Source organism: Janthinobacterium sp. 1_2014MBL_MicDiv, from assembly GCF_001865675.1.
Lineage (GTDB): Bacteria > Pseudomonadota > Gammaproteobacteria > Burkholderiales > Burkholderiaceae_D > Janthinobacterium.
Window position 1 is genome coordinate 3260162 of record NZ_CP011319.1, and the last position, 18802, is coordinate 3278963.

Consider the following 18802-nt stretch of genomic DNA (forward strand, 5'->3'; position numbering starts at 1 on the left):
TGACTTGAGCATGCATGCCAAGTCAACGCCATTCTAGAACAATTCGTGCGTGTTTTAGCAGCCTTCTTCCTCCTTGTGCCATCGAAATACCTTGCTAACCGGGGCGATTTCGACTGGAGCCATTTCATAATCCAGACAACAATAGCGGAGATCCCCTTTGCCGAAAACACAGCCTTATGGCACCACGATCCCCTTCTTGTGCGTTGACCTGGCTTCTGGCCATGCTTCAGGGGCAAACTTATGACCAGATCGCAGAGCGGTTTTGTGTCACAAAGTCGACGGTGTCCAAATCGGTTGCCGATTTAGCGCGAGAACTACAATCCGTCGTAGGTGTGATCGGCATCGACGAAGACAGTGCTCCCACCGCCCACGTGATCCGAGCGCATGCACAAGATTACCTGGAGGCGCTGGAACACTTCGTGCCGCTGGCGAAACCGGTGGCCGCGACCTCGCCGCCGATCATTACGCATGCTCACATTGACCAGCTGGTGCTGCACACGGCACGGCATAGCCGCTGCAAACAGCGCGATCTCGCGCTGCTCCTCATGCTCGTCCACACCGGCGCGCGTCCAAATGAGATCGCCAGGATGACCGTTGCCGACTACATTGACGCGTCAGGACAGCGCCGCTCGCCACCTTGGCTGCCAGCAAAAGCCGCTTCGAGCGGCATAGCACGTCCGCTTCTGCTTCGCGATGCAACAGCGTTGTACTGGCTCGACGCGTATTTGGCGTGGCGCCTGGCCGCTGGATACGGTGTCAGCGATCGGAGCGAATATCGAGGGCTTCAGGGCGACAGTAGCCTATTTCTCAGCCGGACCGGGAAGTCACTTTCCTCGTCGTCATCGAACGTCACGCCCGAAAAAGGCTTGCACGATATCCTGCAACGCATCTTCCGCTATGCCAATCTGCCTGGTTTTGGTGTGCTGTGCGCGCGCCGCTCAATCGCGCATCGGTTGCGGGCCGACGGCCGCACAACCGAGGAGATCGCATTTTATCTTGGGACGCGCACCGGTAGCGTGCGTCGCCTGTTGTCGAAGCGTACCCAGAAACCGCCACATCCGCGTATGCCGTCCCTAGGTTCCCGCGCCTGAACACATTCAGTCTTGCCGTTGCCTGGGCCAATTACCTGCGTTCGCGCCACGGGAAAAAGTCTGGACCCGGATCACGGGGTTGACCCGCTCACGGTCGATGAGAGGATGGTTCATCGCTCATTGTCATGTAAAGGAGACCATCATGGATAAGGAGATCGTCAATCGCTCGTTCCCGCAAGGCGCTCCACCAACTGTCCTTGGCGAACGACCCGCCCGCATTCCCACAGGCGGCACGATCCGCGCCGGCATCAAAGTGCTGACCAAGGCGGCCGCAAGCAACCCGCAAGCCAAGGCAATATACGATCAGGGGCTGGCCTCAAACTCCTCATTTGAAGAGATCGGACAAAAGATTGCCGAGGCTTTTCCAGATATCAAAACACCGCTTGTTCCCAAAAATGTGGCCTGGTTCACCGTACGGCCGAATGACTTTCCCAACCCAGCCCTGGCAGCGCAGATTTTGGCGGCCTTTGGCGAGGATCGGGGTGACGGCGTCATCCGGCTGTATCGTTTTCCAGTCATCTTTCCTGCCGATACCTGGCAACTGGTCATGCCACACGAACTGGCCGCCTGGGCACGCAATGACAAGCGCTACTGGAGCGAGTATGCGTCGGATGGCCATACCCGCTACTGCAAAATGTACGCCCCCGTCCGCTTTGATGAGCGCAGCCAGCGCGTTGTACGTACCTTCGGTGGGCGGCCACTCCAACTGCGGCCAGAAAACAATGGCGTCTGCGATCCTGAAAACTGCCCAGAATTTCAGAACCGGCAATGCAACCTGACCGGAAAATTCATTTTTTATATTCCCGGCATTCCCTCGATCGATGCTTTCGTGCTGCACACGAACAGTTTTTATGCCATGAGCCGCGCCATCGAACGCTTTGAAACCATCTCGTTCATGCGCGGTGGCCGGCTGGCCGGCTTCCTGGATCAGCACCGCACGCCCTTCTATTTCAGTAAAAAGCTACGCGACGTCTCGCATATCGATCCAAAAACCGGGCAATCCATGCGCAGCGCACACTGGATCATCGAGCTAGAAGCACCAATTGACGTCTCCTCGCTCTTGATCCAGCACGACGATGAAAGCGCTTTGCATCTGGCGGATCAGGCAGCCAATATCTTGCAGGGACGACATGAACAACTGGACATTGCGCCAGCGTATCGCAGTCCCGATGATGCAAACGGCGCGACGCTGGGGGAACCTGGGGAACCAAGAGCACGCATGCGGCAGGAGCCAGCCTCCGGATCCCTGCAATCTGCATCAGCTCCGCAGGATGCCACTTCCGCCGAGGATGAAGCCATCAGTACCCTGTTCGACCTGGCCGCGGCCTATGGCGTCGACCGGGAGCGCTTTGGCCTCTTTGCTGACCGCCAGTGGGGCGCCGGCTGGCGGCGCAATGTCAATGGCCGCCAACGCGTGCTGGCGGAACTGGAGCGCTATCAGAATGATCCGGAAGGCTTTTGTGAAAAGGTTAATGCTCGTCTGCGCGCGTCGGATACACCTTCATCCGGCCCACGCGCTCCAACAGCGCCAGCAAAGGAAAAATAATCATGCGCATCGCTCATTTTTCCGATCTGCACTATGCAGTATCGACCTTGCCCGAGGTCGATACGTGCTTCACCTATGCCGTAGACCAGGCGATCGCAAGACAGGCAGAGGTTGCCATCATTACTGGCGACACCACCGATCATGCCCTGGACGCCCATTCGCCGGCATTGATAGCACTTGCTCGCCAGGTCCGGCGCCTCGCCGATCATTGCCCAGTCCTGATGCTGCAAGGGACGTTTTCACACGAGCCACCCGGTACGCTGGAGCTTTTTTCCCTACTGGGGGGACATTATCCCATCCACGTGGCCAACCGCCTGCAGCAGGTCATCCTCAATAGCCGGCGTGAATGGACGGCTTCGACACACGCCCGTTTCGATACCAAAGAATGGTGCGATGTGGAGTGCGCGCTCCTCTGCTCGTGCGTTCCGACCATGAATAAGGCGAATTTGGCCGCCAGTGCCAGCGCGGAACAAGCGGGACAGGCGATGGGCCACTATCTTGCGGACCTACTGGCCGGTTACGCGCCGGGCAATCTGCTGGCGCGCCAGCGGGGCATACCCACCATCGCGCTCTCCCACGGTACCGTGATCGGCTGCATGACAGAACATGGGGTGCCGATGGCGGGAATGGACCATGAATTTACCGCAGGCGCGCTGTTTCAGGCACAAGCCAATGCCGTCATGTTGGGGCATATACACCTGCATCAGGCGTGGGAGCAGCATGGACAGATAATCGCCTACGCTGGTTCCATTGGACGGTTGCATTACGGTGAACAAGGTAGTAAGGGTTTTTTGATGTGGGAGATCACAGCAGAGGGCGCTTGCTGCGAACTCGTTGCGACGCCGGCCCGCCGCACGTTGGAACTGGCATTTGCCGGGCCGCCGGATATGGATGCACTGCACCAATACGTCGCTAGCCACTCCATCGAAGGTGCCTGGGTGCGTATCCGCTGGCAGTGCCTTGAAGAGGACCGCGCCACCATCGACCGCGAAGCGATCACGGCCCTGTTTCGTGGCGCGGCAGGCATCAAGCTCGAAGGCCGTGTGATTCCCATTGTCCGTGCAAGAACGGAGGGAATGGCACGCTGCCTTCAACTCGAAGAGCAAATCGATACCTGGGCACGCCATGTTGACACGCCAGCAGCGCCCCTATTGACCTGTCTGGCCCAGTTAGCCACTCACTCACCCGCCGACATTGCCATGGCCGCCCTGTCAGGAGAAACGGTCGCTGGCGAAGCTTAGACAGGCGGAGGCAATGCTTCGCGAAACGGGCCTGTGCAGCCTTGAGGGGCGCATGCTCCGCTTCATACGAAAAATCAGAAAACACTTTGACCAGGAGAGATCACCATGCGCCCTCTTTCCCTCACCTTGACGGGTTTCATCGGTATTCGCGACGGGATGAACAAAGAATCATTGACACTCGACTTCGAGCGTATGACAGCCGGTGCCCAGCTGGTGGCCATTGTCGGCCCTAATGGACGAGGCAAAACGACCGTTTTAGACAATATGACTCCCTATGCAACCATGCCGTCCAAGGCAGGGGCTGACGGCCTTGGCGGCTTTTCCTACTATGACGAGGTGTATTTGCCAGTCAACCGCAAGGAACTCGTGTGGGAAATGGGGAAACAAAGATACTGTACACAGATCATCATTCGCCTCAACGGCAAGCGCAGGAGCGAGGCCTACCTTCATGAGCTCTGCGCTGGTACTTGGCAGCCCGTACAACTGCCAGACGGCACCCTCTCCGATGGCCGGATGGAGTCGTACCAACGCTGCGTCGAGGATATCGTCGGACCAGCCGCCACTTTTTTTACTACGGCATTTTCGGCGCAGAACAGGCGCCAACTGGCTCACTATCGTAACGCGGAAATCAAAGTACTATTGAGTGACCTGCTAGGACTGGAGCGTGTGCGCAACAAAGGGCTACAGGCTGCGGAGACGGCGAAACTGCTGCGCTGCGGGCTTTCCAGGTTGCAGCAGGAGCGACGCCTATTACAGCAACAGATCGAAGAGAATCAAGAGCTTTCACGGCAATTAATCACGCCGGACGACGCGCTGAATGCCTTGCAACGCTGCAGGCAAACAGCACAGGCAACTCTGGAGGCGAAAAAAAACACCCTGGCGGCACTGAAGGCCGAACAGACCTTTGCTGCGGCCTACGTGAATCAGCGCCAGCAGCTCGAGCAAACACTTCAGCAACTGCGCGATCGCGTTCGGACGGTCAATCAGCGGATGGACGAGCGCGAACACGACCTCATCGAGGTAGGCCTGGCATTGGCACAACAGATCCTGCAACGGCGGCAGGCGCATGCACAGGAGTATCAGGTGGTCACCAGCAGGCACGCGAGACTGCTGTTGCTAACCGCTGATCACTGGCGCGTCACCCAGGCCGCTCGACGGCTGCCGATCCTGACCCGCCTCCTGGAGTACCGCAGCAACCATGCCGCAACCTGCCGTCAGTTGCATGATCAGCATACGGAAGCGGCCTCCCAGCGTGCGCTCGCCGTGCAAAAGATCGATGCGATCAACAGGGAAATAGGTGAAACGGTATGTCAAACCAGAACATTGCACCAGCGCCTCTCGCTCACCTCACTCGTTCCCTGCGCGGGAACCGCGCTACAAGGACAATGCCAGCTTCTCGAACACGCCCGCGCAGCCCGCCCCATCATTCCGCAGTACGAACTGTCCCTGCGCCGACTGGAACAAGCACGGCTCCAGCAAACCGAGCTGCTGTCGCAACTGGAGGCGCAAATCGCAACAATGCCGAACACGGCAGAGCGCTTGGCGCGCGCGCTACACCGCCTGGAACGCGCTCGGGAAAGATGCTCATTCAGCCAGCAGCTTGCCGCACGCACCGGCGAGATCGCGCAAGCACGCGCCAGCATCGACGATGTGGCCCGCCGCATTTACCTGCTCGCACAGGCCGTCGACCATGAGACGGATACCGAAAAGCAGGAAAAAGCACGCATCGACAGGGAACTGGCGACCATTACCGATGAACGTGCCCAAGCCACACAGGATGCCCGCATAGAACGTGAACATATTGAACAGCAACTCTCCGCTCTTCCATTGCCGTTCGATCCGGCTCGCCTCGCACAGGCCGATCGGGAAATCGGTCATTTCGCGATTAAGCTCGCAGAGTGTGAAGCACAACTGCACGGAGAGATCGGGCGCCAGCATCGCCTGACTGAGCTTCAACGCCAGCAACTGGGTCAACATCAAGCGCTAACCACCCTGGATGCCCGCATCGCTCATGTTGAAGAACAAACTGCAACCTGGTCTTTGTTAGCCACATGCATGGGGAACAATGGAGTTATCGCCTTGGCCATTGACGACGCCGGTCCCACCCTGTCGATGCTCACGAACGATTTATTGCTGGCCTGCTATGGGGCACGCTTTACGGTATCCATTCGCACGCTGATCGACTCGAGTAAAGGGGAATCCAAGGAAGGGTTTGACATCATCGTGCACGACGCCAATACCGGCTTCGCAAAGAGCGTATCCAAAATGAGCGGAGGCGAACGCGTCTGGATCAACGAATGCCTCACACGTGCCATGGCCTTGTATCTGGCCCAATCAAATAGCCGGCGCAGCCAAACGCTCTTCTCGGACGAGGCCGACGGGGCTTTCGACGCCGAACATAAACGCATGTTCCTGGCGATGAAGCGTCAGGTCATGCAACTGGGTGGCTATCAACAAGAGTTTTTTATTTCCCATACGCCGGAATTATGTGATTTGGCTGACGCTACGCTCAACCTCATGTGAGGTGAACCATAGGATGGGAGTCAGTCCCTGTGCCAGGTTGGCCTGCGCTGGGCCAACGCTCAGTCACTGAGATGCGAAATTGCGACGCGATCACCCCACTCGCAAAAAAAAGCGCCTCTGATAGAGGCGCTAACTGTTTCCAGACAGGTATTAAGCACTGCCTTCACCAAGCGCTGCAAGGCTCGCCGCCTTATTTTGCCTCTCGCTCACGATAAACTGACGTTGCCCACCTCTCCAACAAACCCCGTCAATCCTTTGAGCACAGGTACATTTCCAGCCACCGTGAGCACGACATAAGCGCATTTCTACTGCACTCCTGGCCAGTTGGTGCCCTTCCAGCCACAGCTGTTGCAAAAACTGGTTGAACAGAAAAGTCATTGGCATGACTTGACGTCCTGCGAAGTAATCTTCGTAACCTAAGTGCAGAGCGGCCTGAAATGCTTCCCAATGCAGTAATTCGTTGCTGTCCAGACGCCACCTCTCGCTCTCCTCCAGGTATTGCTGAACCACGGCCAGGCCGTGCACCTCATCAACGCCGTCCATCATCGCCTCCATGGCGTTCTGCCGCTTCGGCTGGCTCCAGCTGACGCTTCCTCCGCAATTCCATCAACTGCTCAACACTGTCACTGATCGCTGCCTGCGCAAAACCCATCAGCCAAGCATCCCGCAAGCCGACCTCCTTATTAAACAAACGCGGCACTTGCTCATTGCCGCGCTTGTAATCGTCATACCCCATCTCCTCAGCGCGATATAACATCACGCTCATCAGGTCGTGCCGCCGCCGGTCATCGTAGCGGATGCCGAGCGCGCGGCAATACTCCTGATAAATCAAGCCAATCGTTATGTTGATTACTTCGTTCATGACCATACTCCTCAGTGCAAGTGCCCTGCCCCGTCCACGATGGAGCCTCCGTGTACATAGCAAAGGTCCTTTGCTGAACACAGATGTCCTGTCGCCAGGTCGCAAAAGCAAATGCACGTCCTGTTTGTGCGGATAAACTGTGCGCCATCCCGGGTCACGACGCGTGTTCCTGAGGGCAGCGATTCCAGTTGCTCGATGAGCGGATCGACTTCGCCAGCCGGACTGACGTTTGTCGCGCCTCTCCCCTTCAAGATGAATAAATAGTGTTTCATGGTGTCCTCCGTACTTGATGGGATAAATTCGTCATTGGAAATCTGGGCCGGTGTGTGGCGAAAATGCTGGCCAGCGGCTGACTGATGACTTGAAATCTGCCCGATGGATGCCTATCCTGAGCAACAGACGCATATACGGAAAACGATCTGTGCTGGATGACGGATCTGATATGGGCTGCGATCGGAAAAATATGTTACAACTTGGTGTACATATCCGACTGACGTCAAGGGACGTCGAACGCTTGCGCTACATCACCGGCTTCGAACCGGTGGGTATCAAAAGGATCTCCGACCTCGACGCTTATGTCGACCAATGTAAACAGTATTTACAGGGGCGAGCCGATGAGACGCGGCTGCTGCACAGACTGATCGATGAAACGGTAGCATCGTGCTGCTCGTCGACCCGTGCCGTCCGTCACCGATAGATACTGGCGCGGATCGACAAGACGTACCAAGAGGCGCCGTCGGTAAAACATGATCGAAAGCACAAACCACTGACCATGACAAACGAAGCGCGTCATCTACCGCTCATACCACCTCGATGTGCATCAACGCCCCGTCCCGCCAGCGCGCCTTGTCGAGCGCTTTGACACATCGGCACTGGCCAATTGAGCATCTGCTGCTACCACCTGCTCAGGCGTTGAATTGGCAGACCCTGACGGCGATACCCACTGTCCAACATCCGGTTGACTTTCCTGATCAGAAGTCAACTTCCGTAGCTGAATAACTGCGTTGTCGTCACGTTCAGGCAGGCACGCCAGCAAGATCGTGCCCATTGACCTGAGCAACCGCAGCGTAAAGGCAAAGGGAACACCAAACACCAGGTGAACCGCCCAACGAAGACTTGCACTGACCTTGCGAAGACGCACCTGACGTGCCTTTTCCCGTCTCAGTACGTGTTTGCATCGCAGATACAAACCACTATGGTGGGTTCGCATCTCCCCACTGTGTTCCATGTACGCCACCAGCTCCGCGGCAACTACGGGATCCGCCGCGCGTCGATAAAGACCTACCCAAACACGCTCTTCCTCCAGTTCGATTAACGAGCGACGCCGCTTCCCTGTCCTCATCTCTGAATCGTTGTGCATCATTTCCTCCACAACAAAAACAAAAGGGAACGCCGACATCCCGTCGGATGCTGGTGCTCCCTCATCTCTACACGCCTCGCCCCTTGAACCTGAAAACGAGACAACCTAGTTAGTATTCCCACTCATCTGGTAGCGAATAGCCACAGGCGGGGCAATACATGCTGCAGTGCTGATTAATCGCGCCAGACTCGGCGCTTTCCCAGCTGTGATATCTGGCCCGTTCATATAAACACGCCGGGCACTCTGCCTCAAAGCGCTCATTGTCGAGTTCCATCCCTCCAGGCTCGACACCCCTTCCGAATACCATTGTGCCCATGTTGGCCTCCTCAGCAAGCACCATGTCCAGAGCGTGAATGACTCCGGACAATCGACTGCATCAGTTGGGCACACCGCAACCAGAGGCCAGTCGCGCAATGTACACTCGGTGCAAACAACGAACCAGTACCGGACTTCACGTACCGAAACACACGACCAAGATAAGACCGGCAGAACACCAACGTACACGGAGAAGCTGGCATTACCAGCGCATCACCGAGGCTCGAATGCAGCAGTGCGCACACGACCGGCACCTCACCACCCACCTCATGTAATCCGGTACCGCCGAGCAAAACGCAAAGCCGGTGTTGCTGCCCCTGAAGAAATTGTCGTTGAGACATGATAGCTCTCCAAAAAAGAAAGGCACCATGGCCCCGTACGGGGACCGCGATGCCCCGCACACGAGAAGATATGCCTGCCTATCGTCGAAAACCGATAGCCAAGTGCAAGAAGGCCCACCATTCCTAAGAACAGGGGGCCCAATCTGAGAAGTATTAAATAAACGGTACTTCCACGACGCAAACGATCCTCTGCTTGCGCAAATCAGCCTGATAAATGACCAGGCAAAGATCGGTTGCCGAAGCAACGTGTCGAAGTCTTACTCGACAGATGAATGACGGGTGACGACCGCAACGCTCACCACGCGAGTGGCAAGACCCTGTCAGAAACCCGCGATGGGTGAGGCAGGGGCAACGTGAGAGCGATTCTCACAGAAAGCATTCCCATTTTGTACAAAATAGTGAAATCTTCAAGCAAGCGGAAGCGACAAGTTCACCGAATTCTAGCTAGGTAATACACACCGACTCATATGTAGGACAAAACGAGTGCAGCGGGCCTTGCATCAAAACGACGTTGTTGATGGGTCCGCCAATCGAGATCAATGCTCGCAGTGTGAACGTATGATGGGCTGGCTCTGATATTTGGAACGGCCTCAACTTTATCTGTAAAATCGGTTTTTTGGTTGGAAATCGTGGTAAAGACCGTTCCACAAGCGCCACACCATACGCACATTACAAATGTGCCCGAAACCAATATGGATCCTCGGTTCACATATATAACAAGCTTACCACCGCTGTATGCCGCCCTCGCGTAAGCACCTGATCTTGCGAGGGAATATCCGTCAAACTGTCCGATGCCCCACCGTGTTTGCCTTCCAGTATCTATAATTGGGAAACGCATTCCTGTAAAGCTGAGCATGCTGTGCCACCAAGGCTTCGATAGCGCAGCCTACCCGAGACAGCGGCCTCGTCGCCAATGCGAAAGAAACAAAGCCCGTCTCGTTGAGATTGAACAAATCCGTTTGCCCAGCATTTGAGCGCCATCGTCTATGCTCACCTATGACCGAATATCGACCGTTTGCAAATGGGACGGAACCACTGCGCAGCGCAGCGCCTCCCCTGCTCCTGTCAGTTGACCACATCTTTCGGAGATGGGCGTGATAAGGAATCTGCCTCGATTCGCAGCTGCTGACTTGGCTTAGGCGGTATCGTGGAAACCGGAGCTGGACCGCTCCGCATCGTAGCCATGGCTGCTTGGCCACCAAGCATAATTTCCGCGACCTTGCATGTGCTGTCACTGAAGTACAACGCAACCGTGCCACCGTATAGATAAGCGACCAACAAGTCTGTCTTGATGCGATTAATGCCCGGATGTTCAGGATAAATAGAGGCGAAACTGCTTCCGTAACCGCTATTCGAAATACAGTTTGTCAGGGCAGGCGACAACTCGACGTTGACGCCACCATCCTGGGTTACTATAAGTGTTGTCACAACTGATCTACTGGACCAACCTGGACCTTCGGCCGCTACTGACATGGAAAATGCCAGCCCTGCCACCAAAGCAGTTACGCGGCCATGCACCGGCCGAAAAGATGACTTCATGTATTCCTTTTACTTTGACTTTATTAATGCAAGCCTTAACCACACACAATAGCTTACAAAGGCGCACGATAAATGTAAAATTTGCAGTGGTCAAGTCATTCCGGTACCGACGATATATTTCCGTGTCACCACGCCCCTTTAAAGGATAGCCGGCGGCAGATCACCTCGTACACCTTGATTCGCTGGGCATTGTAAAAACCGGTCATATAGGCCCGGATGCAGCGCTTTTATCACGGATATATTGACATCTTGGTGATGCAGACACGCCCCATCTTGACGTTCAGAATGCAGGGTTCAGGCGTGGCATTGCTCATACAATTGTCTTCGCGATGCATGTCGTCGACAACATCGAGCTTTCCCCCCTCAGCCAAAAGCTGCTCTACCGACCACCTTGAGCGGTTTTTCTTGACAAATACTGAGAAAATCACTTTAATTTTCCACTTTTAACGGCGGATTGCACGTATCAACTCAGAGAAACAGGTCTGTTTGACGCTTGCTCGATAATTATTCTATAAATAAATATCCGATCTTTATCAATATCCTTAAAATTGATATAAAATAATTGGTTAATTCAAACCGCGTGCGCTTGCATGGTACGCCGCAATCTCATTTATCCCCCCCCCATTAATATTTACTGCATTCATGTGCATCAGGAGCATCGTTTCGTGTTTTTTGTTAAAAAGATCATTACTTCCCTGATGCACTTGTGTCTGGCGTTATTCCTCCTGTTGGCCATGCCCACCTTGCATGCTGCTCCTCCCGAACGGGAACCCATCGACGGGGCGCAGTTCATTTCGCAAAGCGTGCCATTGTCGATGGTCAGCGGACAAAGCTATCCCGTGTCGATCACGATGAGCAATACGGGCCAGACCACGTGGAACAATACCTATCGGCTCGTTTCCATCAATCCCGCAGACAATACAACGTGGCGAACGTATACGGTGGACGTCAATGCCGACGTTGCCCGGCGGGCTCAGTACACATTTACCTTTCATGTCACCGCCCCTCAAATTCCGGGCGACTATCATTTTCAATGGCAAATGCAGGGCGATCGGTCTTTTGGCGGGCCATCACCCGATCTGGTGATCCATGTGACACCGTCGCAAAATACGCATCCGGACTTCACGAACCCACCCAGTCGAAGCGAGGCGGGAGTACTCCTGACCGTGGTCAGTATGATGCTGGATGACGATACGCCGGAAGTGACGCCACCAACAACCCCTCCCTTGCCACCGAATCCCGACGGCTCGCCGGTCTGGATTGGCAATCTGGCACAACTCAGTAACGCCGATACCGGCGCTCTGCCGGGCACCATGGGCGTCGGCAATGGCGCGGCCACTTACAACCTGCCGATCGCATTGCCGCCTGGCGTAGCAGGCGTACAGCCGAGCTTGAGCCTCAGTTACAGCAGCACCGACACTGGCGGCGTCGCGGGCCTGGGCTGGAGCGTGGCGGGCGTATCGAGCATCGACCGCTGCGGCCGTAGTTTTGCCATCAACAACACCACCGACGTGGCGCGCTTCCTGCCAGCCGACCGATTATGTCTGGATGGCCAGCAATTGATCCTGATTAATGGCAACCACGATAACGACAGTGATTACTGGCGCGATAGCGCCGAGTATCGTACCGAGATCGACACGTTCAGCCGCATCCGCGCCACCCTCGCAAATGGCCACCGCAGCTTCACGGTGGAGACCAAGACTGGCCAGACATTGACCTACGGCGATCGCGCCGATACCTATTTGCTGGGCCAGGGCCGCAGTGATGGGCTGGCGCACCGCTGGTGGCTGTCGGGCAGCACGGATCGCTCGGGCAACACCATTGGCTATTGGTATAACCTCGATGCGGCAAGCGGCGAAAGCCGCCTGGCCCAGATCCGCTGGGGCGGCAACACGCGCTCCGGCCAGGCGATGTTCGTCAAGGCTGAACTGCAGTACGAAGCCCGCCCCGATGCGCAGGTGGCGTATGTGTCGGGCAGCCATTTCGACGCACGCCTGCGCCTGAAAAGCATCGTCACCAGCACCGAGACGCAAGCTGACGGTAGCGGCGGTACGTCGGCGCTGCGCTACAACCTGGCGTATGAACTCAGTGCCAGCAGCGGGCGCAGCCTGCTCAAGTCGGTGCAAGCCTGCGATGCCGGCGGCGTATGCTTGCCGGCCACGAAGTTTGACTGGGGAAAAAAAGATCCGCGTGCGCCGCGCGCCTTTGTCAGTCTGGGCGGCGTGCGTCAGGGACCGAATTTGATGGCAATGGGCAGCGACGCGGCGTGGTTCAGTAACAGCCCGCAGGGCATGCTGGCGTTCGGCGACTTCAATGGCGACGGCAAGACCGACATCATGGAGCGCTACCGCGTCGCCGCCAACGGCTACCAGCAGCGCCTGTTCCTCTCGAACGCCGATGGCAATGGCTGGACGGTCTCGACGCCGATGGACAGTATCTCCGGTCACGTCATGGAAACCGGCGATTTCGATGGTGACGGCCAGCTCGACTTGCTCGTTGCCGACCAGCCACTCGGCCAGTACCGTATCAGCAACTGGCGCTTATGCCATTCGCGTCTAAGTACCGGTGGCGGCTTTGTCTGCAGTACCACGCTCAGTTTCCCTGCCGATGCCTTCAATACCTCCTTGCCTCCGAAGCCATCGCGCATGGTGAGCGACTTCAATGGCGACAACCGTGATGATCTGATGCTGTCGGCCGGTGATGTGTTTGGTGACAGAAAATACAAATGCCTGTCGACGGGCAGCGCCTTCGACTGCAGAGCGGTAGACGGCACCAATGAGGACATGCTCCTGGGCGACAGCCTGAACGAAGGACGCGTGGGCGCACATCCGAATGCCGACATGGATGGCGACGGACGAACCGAACAGATCATGGTGAACCGCTGTGTGTTTGAACTAATCGATCCTCTTATGAACCCGCCGAAGAAGACGTGGGTGTGCCCGCAGGCGGGCGTCTCTGCGTACACGCGCAGTGCAGTGGGTACGCATAAGTATTCGTCTGACTGGTTCCCCATCACGGCTCTCAGCCCAACTCGCGTGCTGGAGCCGGCAACATCGGGCGTCCTGACCAGCGACTTGAATGCCGATGGGCTGACGGATATGGTGTTTGGTGCGGCACTGCTGAAAAACAATAGTGAATTTATATCGACCAATGGCTACGTCTGCTACTCGAAAGGCAGCGGTGCAGGAGGAGATTGCCGCGTCTTGCCCGCTTCCGGCACCGCTTATTCGCACGAGGTCATGACGCTGGGAGATTTCGATGGCGATGGCGTGGTCGATGTCCTGCGTCCGGCCCATGACACCCGGAACACCACCAATATCTCCGCTTACCAGCTGTGTCATGTGGGAGCCGATGCCAGTACACATACCTGCGAAGCCTGGACAGGGCCGACATTTTATACACCATCCGGCTTCACGAACGATACCCCACCGCCAGCGAACACGTATCTTATCAAGGTGGAGTCGCAATTCCTGGGGGATTTCAACGGCGATGGCAAGCAGGATATTGTCAGCTATCTGGGCGGCAGCAGCTGGGAAATTTCCGGCGCCGCCGACCAGGCCATGCCTGGCCAGGCCATCGATAAGCTGGTCAGCGCCACGAATGGCCACGGATTCGTTGAAAAAGTGGACTATGCCACCGTCAACGATGGCACCGTCTACCAGGACGTAGCCTACGATGTCGGCGGCCAGCCGATCCTGCCGGCGTATCCAATCAAGCGTGCGCCGGTGACGCGCCAATTGGTGAAAGCGCTCAGCCGCAGCAACGGGCAAGGCGGCTGGCTGACCTCGCGCTATCGCTATGCGGGCAATGCCAACGACGGCGCCGGCCGTGGCAACCTCGGTTTTGCACGGCAGGATGTGACGAACGCGCAGAGCGGCCATGTCACGACCACCTGGTACCGCCAGGATTTCCCGTACAACGGCATGATCAGTGCCAGCCAGACCACCCAGTATGCGCAGGTCGCGCCGGTAGCGCCGGCAAATATCCTCAGCGACATGCGCCAGACACTGAGCCAGTACACCGTCACGCAGCCGAACAACAAAATTACCCGCCATCCGTACGTGCAAACGTCAAACGTGTTGCGCCGCGATCTTGATCAGAGCGACATGGGCAGCGTTACCACGACCAATGAGGTCGGGGCCTATGGCAACGTGCTTGCCACGACCGTGATCGCCACGGTGCCAGGCGGCGAGACGTTCACATCGAAAATCGAGAACACGTACGACAGCAATGAGACCACCTGGCGCCTGGCCGACCTGAAGAAAACGACCGACACCCGGACCTCGCCGACCGCAACGGTCACGCGCACCAAGGCGTATACCTATGATGCGCAAGGTTTGCTGCTGACCGAAACGCAGCAACAGGATGATGCCGCACTCAAGCTGATGACGTCCTATGATCGCCTGAGTAACTTGTCCGGTCTGGTCAACAAGATCACGCAAAGCTGGTTCGATCCAGCCAGCAACACCGCGCAAACGCGCATGGTCTCCGACGTCGACTATGACACGCGACGCCGCTTCCCTGTCTCGAAGAAGAATGCGCTGGGACAGGTCGAAACGTACCCGGCATACGATGCCACCAGCGGCGCGCTGAAACAGCGCATCGATATGAACGGCCTGGTATACAACCAGACGGTGGATGGTTTCGGGCGCAAGCGTGTGGAAACCGCACCGGACGGCAACGAGACGCGCAGCTACGAGAAGGCATGCGACGCCAGTTGTCCAGCCGGCGCGGTCGCCATCGCGATCACCGACTACATGAAGAGTGGCCTGCGCATCGCCTTGCCCAAGCTGGTCTACAGCGATAGCGCCGGCCATGTACTGCGCACACAAAGCTGGGATTTCGACGGTACGGCGGTGGTGGCCGACAGTCGTTACGACGCGCGCGGCCGCCTGGCCGAAACGTATTGGCCGCGCGCCATTAGCGCGGCGCAGGTGTCGGCAAGTCAGTTGGCTTACGACGAGCTGGATCGTGTGACGCGTACCGTGACCCGCAGCGATGCTGGCCAGGAATTGACGGCCACGACCGAGTACCAGGGGCTGCGCAGCATAGTGACCAACGCCAAGGGCCAGCGCAAGAGCGACACGCGCAATATGCAGGACAAGCTGGCCAGTAGTGTCGATGCGCTCGGTGGCACCACCACGTACGCCTATGATGGTTACGGCAATCTGCTGCAGACCCGGGATCCGGCGGGTAATCTGGTCACGGTCAGCTACGATGCGCTGGGACGCCGGATCGCACTGAATGACCCTGACTTGGGCAAGATCGCCTATGGCGTTGACCCGCTGGGCCAGGTCTGGAAACAGGTCAGTCCACTGCAGTCGGCCGCCGGAACGGCGACGACGCTGCGCTACGATGCACTGGGCCGCATGGTGCAACGCAGCGAGCCCGATTTGATCAGTTACTGGGTTTATGATGTGCCCCCCGGCCAGAGCAATTGCGCGGCGCTGAAAAGCTGCGGCCAGCTGGCGCAAGCGTATACGACGGACCTCACCGGTAAGGTCGATTATCTTCGCCAGCACAGTTTTGATGCACTGGGCCGGCCAGCCAGCACGACCATCCGCCTGGATCAGCTGTATACCGCCACCACCGGCTATGATGCCTGGGGCCGTCTGCTGACCCAGTCCTACCAGCGCGGCAGTGATACAGCCAAAGTGTTTACGCAGCGCTATAACGAGCGCGGCTATGTGAGCGGTATTGCGCGCGGGCCGTTGCTGCTGTGGCAGGCGACTGCGCAGGATGCCGCGAACCGCGTGACCAGTGCCACGCTGGGCAACGGCTTGAAGATCACCCGCGAATACAACCCGTACACGGGCTACCTGTCGTTCGGCACCGTGAACAATGCGCAGAGCCAGGCACAGCTGAGCGAGTCGTATAACTATGATGCGCTGGGCAATGTAAAGCAGCGCGCGCAATACTGGCCAGGTACTGGTCTCGTGGGCTTCACGGAAGATTTTAGTTACGATGGCCTGAACCGTCTGATCACCGCCACGGTGGCGGGCCAGCCGATGCAAAGTTTCCGCTACGATGGTATCGGTAACCTGCTGTCGAAGACCGGTGTCGGCACGGGCGACTACGTATATGCCCCAGCGGGTGGCCGTCTGCCACATGCGGTCAAGTCCATTCCCGGCATCGGCACGCTCGACTACGACCTCAACGGCAACCTGCTCGCGGGTGCCGGTCGTGCACTCAGCTGGACCAGTTTCGACATGCCGCGCTCGATCAGCAAGGGCAGTGAAAACAGCATCTTCATGTATGGCCCGGAACACCAGCGTGCGCGCCAGGAGCGCAACGATGGCACGACGACGTACTACGCCGGCGCCATGGAAGTGGAGGTCAAGGGCGGCGCGGCGACTGTTAAAACCTACTGGCCGATGGGCCTGGGGGTGGAGATCGACAAGCCAGCAGGGGCCACGACACTGAACTGGACGCATCTGGATCGCCTGGGCAGCGTGGTGGCGATCAGCGATGCGGCCGGTACCGTCAAGGAGCAGCTGGCCTATGACAGCTGGGGCAAGCGCCGCACGGTGACTGGCGACGCCATTCCGGACAGCCTCGATGGCGTGACGGATAACCGCGGCTTTACGGGCCATGAAATGCTCGACAAGCTCGACCTGGTGCACATGAACGGGCGCATCTACGATCCCTTGCTGGCGCGCTTCATGAGCGCCGATCCGCTGATCCAGGATCCGATGCATAGCCAGAGTTACAACCGCTATACTTATGTGTGGAACAACCCGACCAATCTGACGGATCCCACCGGATTTGCGGCAAAAAGTGCATCGGGAAATGAAACTGAGAACATTGCAGACAGACTAATGCGTGAGAACGCGGAGCGATGTGAGAAGGCCGGCGGAAATTGTAGTTTAGTTGGGGATCGTGGCAACGCCAAGGCATCGAGTAGTAAGGAGAATACGAGTAACGAGGGTGCGGATAAGGTAACGGCAAACACGACTCCTAGCAAGCAACCTCATACTGTGTGGGAGGATGCCAAAGAGGCTCTCCTGATCAACGATATTCAGCGTGTATATGTAACGACAAAAAAACTCGTTACTGACACGGTGAATTACGTCGGTGGTGATGACAAAGAGAAGCAAGCGGCGGGTTCAAGCTTTAGGGCAAATTGGCAGGAGTATGTAGGGCTTGGGATGATGCTGATTACCCGAGGTCGATCTAGCGAAACGGCGGGGTCATTAGCGAAACCTGGTACCTATCGTCCGGCACGAGCGCTGCCGCGAGATGCGCATGGTAATCCAATGTCAGACTCGGTGTTGCCGCACACGCAGCTAGGCACAGCGACTAGTCGGCGAGCCGGAGAATATACGCAGGCTAGGGAATGGGGATACGATGAGAAGGGTAACTTGGTTCCCATTCGCGATATAGACTTTACGGATCATGGTCGGCCGCAGAATCATACAAATCCACATCAGCACGATTACGTACCGAACCCAACAGGCGGGACTCCACAACACGGTCTTGCGAAACCAATGGAGTGGCCATGATCGAGAAAGCTATTTTTCCAGCCTTTCGTACGGACGGCACGAAGATTTCCTTACAACTTCTTCTGGCAAGAATTCCAGATAACGACCTTAGATGGTCAGTTCTGGTGTTTCATGGGATTGGAAATGCACCCTCCGGCCAGTCAATGCTTGAATTTGAACGATTGGCGGAGTCCACACCCGAGGGATTTGTGATGACATGGCGCGAGCTTTTGGATTTTGCATTTCATCTTGACGACACGATTGAATGTCTAGTCGTTGCTGCAAAGTCTGTTGGTGACTTAATGACAATTGACCGTGATTCGGAAAGTCTCGGCTTGGGCGAACTGTGGCTTGAGTTGAACGACAGTACTGAATGGCTCGTACAAGGTCGGGATTCTAGGCTGGTCTCGAATATAAGCAAGGTGTTCGAGGAAGTCTGAGGTAGCAATAGCCCTGTCTCGGCAAACAGCGCGCAAGGAACTCCAAAAAGCTTGTCGGGAGCA

9 protein-coding genes are annotated in these 18802 nt (G+C 56.9%); 6 read left to right on the top strand and 3 right to left on the bottom strand.

Annotated elements, in window-relative coordinates; translation table 11 throughout:
- Positions 1-176 precede the first annotated feature (176 nt).
- The 4 genes from YQ44_RS14130 to YQ44_RS14145 all read left to right on the top strand — a co-directional run bounded on the left by YQ44_RS14130 (position 177) and on the right by YQ44_RS14145 (position 6401).
- Entirely contained in the window at positions 177-1091 is a 915-nt protein-coding gene (locus YQ44_RS14130) for a hypothetical protein (protein ID WP_156894837.1), read from the top strand.
- A 142-nt stretch (positions 1092-1233) separates the two neighbouring features.
- The gene (locus YQ44_RS14135) at positions 1234-2637 is read left to right on the top strand and encodes a recombination directionality factor (RefSeq protein ID WP_071323925.1); all 1404 of its coding nucleotides are present in this window, start codon (positions 1234-1236) and stop codon (positions 2635-2637) included.
- Between the two features lie 2 nt (positions 2638-2639).
- Positions 2640-3878, top strand: coding sequence for a metallophosphoesterase family protein (locus YQ44_RS14140; protein ID WP_071323926.1), 1239 nt, complete (start codon positions 2640-2642; stop codon positions 3876-3878).
- Positions 3879-3983: 105 nt separating this feature from the next.
- Positions 3984-6401, top strand: a complete 2418-nt coding sequence (locus YQ44_RS14145; protein WP_071323927.1) for an AAA family ATPase — start codon at positions 3984-3986, stop codon at positions 6399-6401.
- 150 nt (positions 6402-6551) lie between these two features.
- On the opposite strand, the gene YQ44_RS14150 is transcribed toward YQ44_RS14145, so the two are convergent.
- The 3 genes from YQ44_RS14150 to YQ44_RS28910 all read right to left on the bottom strand — a co-directional run bounded on the left by YQ44_RS14150 (position 6552) and on the right by YQ44_RS28910 (position 8662).
- Entirely contained in the window at positions 6552-6956 is a 405-nt protein-coding gene (locus YQ44_RS14150) for a hypothetical protein (RefSeq protein WP_071323928.1), read from the bottom strand.
- Positions 6931-7263 carry a hypothetical protein gene (locus YQ44_RS14155; RefSeq protein WP_156894838.1) on the bottom strand — a complete coding sequence of 111 codons (333 nt, stop codon included), beginning with the start codon at positions 7261-7263 and terminating at the stop codon, positions 6931-6933. Before YQ44_RS14155 ends, YQ44_RS14150 begins: the two co-directional genes overlap by 26 nt.
- Before the next feature lie 820 nt (positions 7264-8083).
- On the bottom strand, positions 8084-8662 hold the full coding sequence (locus tag YQ44_RS28910; RefSeq protein ID WP_156894839.1) for a hypothetical protein: 579 nt from the start codon (positions 8660-8662) through the stop codon (positions 8084-8086).
- 2821 nt (positions 8663-11483) lie between these two features.
- Between YQ44_RS28910 and YQ44_RS14175 the strand changes: the two genes are divergently transcribed.
- Positions 11484-18320 carry an RHS repeat-associated core domain-containing protein gene (locus YQ44_RS14175; protein ID WP_198043672.1) on the top strand — a complete coding sequence of 2279 codons (6837 nt, stop codon included), beginning with the start codon at positions 11484-11486 and terminating at the stop codon, positions 18318-18320.
- On the top strand, positions 18317-18739 hold the full coding sequence (locus YQ44_RS14180) for a hypothetical protein (RefSeq protein WP_156894840.1): 423 nt from the start codon (positions 18317-18319) through the stop codon (positions 18737-18739). Before YQ44_RS14175 ends, YQ44_RS14180 begins: the two co-directional genes overlap by 4 nt.
- The last annotated feature ends 63 nt before the right edge of the window (positions 18740-18802 follow it).

What these genes read in the sequence shown, in the direction of transcription:
- YQ44_RS14130 (WP_156894837.1), top strand. Translation starts at nt 177, where the DNA reads ATGGCACCACGATCCCCTTCTTGTGCGTTGACCTGGCTTCTGGCCATG.
- YQ44_RS14135 (WP_071323925.1), top strand. Translation starts at nt 1,234, where the DNA reads ATGGATAAGGAGATCGTCAATCGCTCGTTCCCGCAAGGCGCTCCACCA.
- YQ44_RS14140 (WP_071323926.1), top strand. Translation starts at nt 2,640, where the DNA reads ATGCGCATCGCTCATTTTTCCGATCTGCACTATGCAGTATCGACCTTG.
- YQ44_RS14145 (WP_071323927.1), top strand. Translation starts at nt 3,984, where the DNA reads ATGCGCCCTCTTTCCCTCACCTTGACGGGTTTCATCGGTATTCGCGAC.
- YQ44_RS14150 (WP_071323928.1), bottom strand. Translation starts at nt 6,956, where the DNA reads ATGGAGGCGATGATGGACGGCGTTGATGAGGTGCACGGCCTGGCCGTG.
- YQ44_RS14155 (WP_156894838.1), bottom strand. Translation starts at nt 7,263, where the DNA reads ATGAACGAAGTAATCAACATAACGATTGGCTTGATTTATCAGGAGTAT.
- YQ44_RS28910 (WP_156894839.1), bottom strand. Translation starts at nt 8,662, where the DNA reads ATGTCGGCGTTCCCTTTTGTTTTTGTTGTGGAGGAAATGATGCACAAC.
- YQ44_RS14180 (WP_156894840.1), top strand. Translation starts at nt 18,317, where the DNA reads ATGATCGAGAAAGCTATTTTTCCAGCCTTTCGTACGGACGGCACGAAG.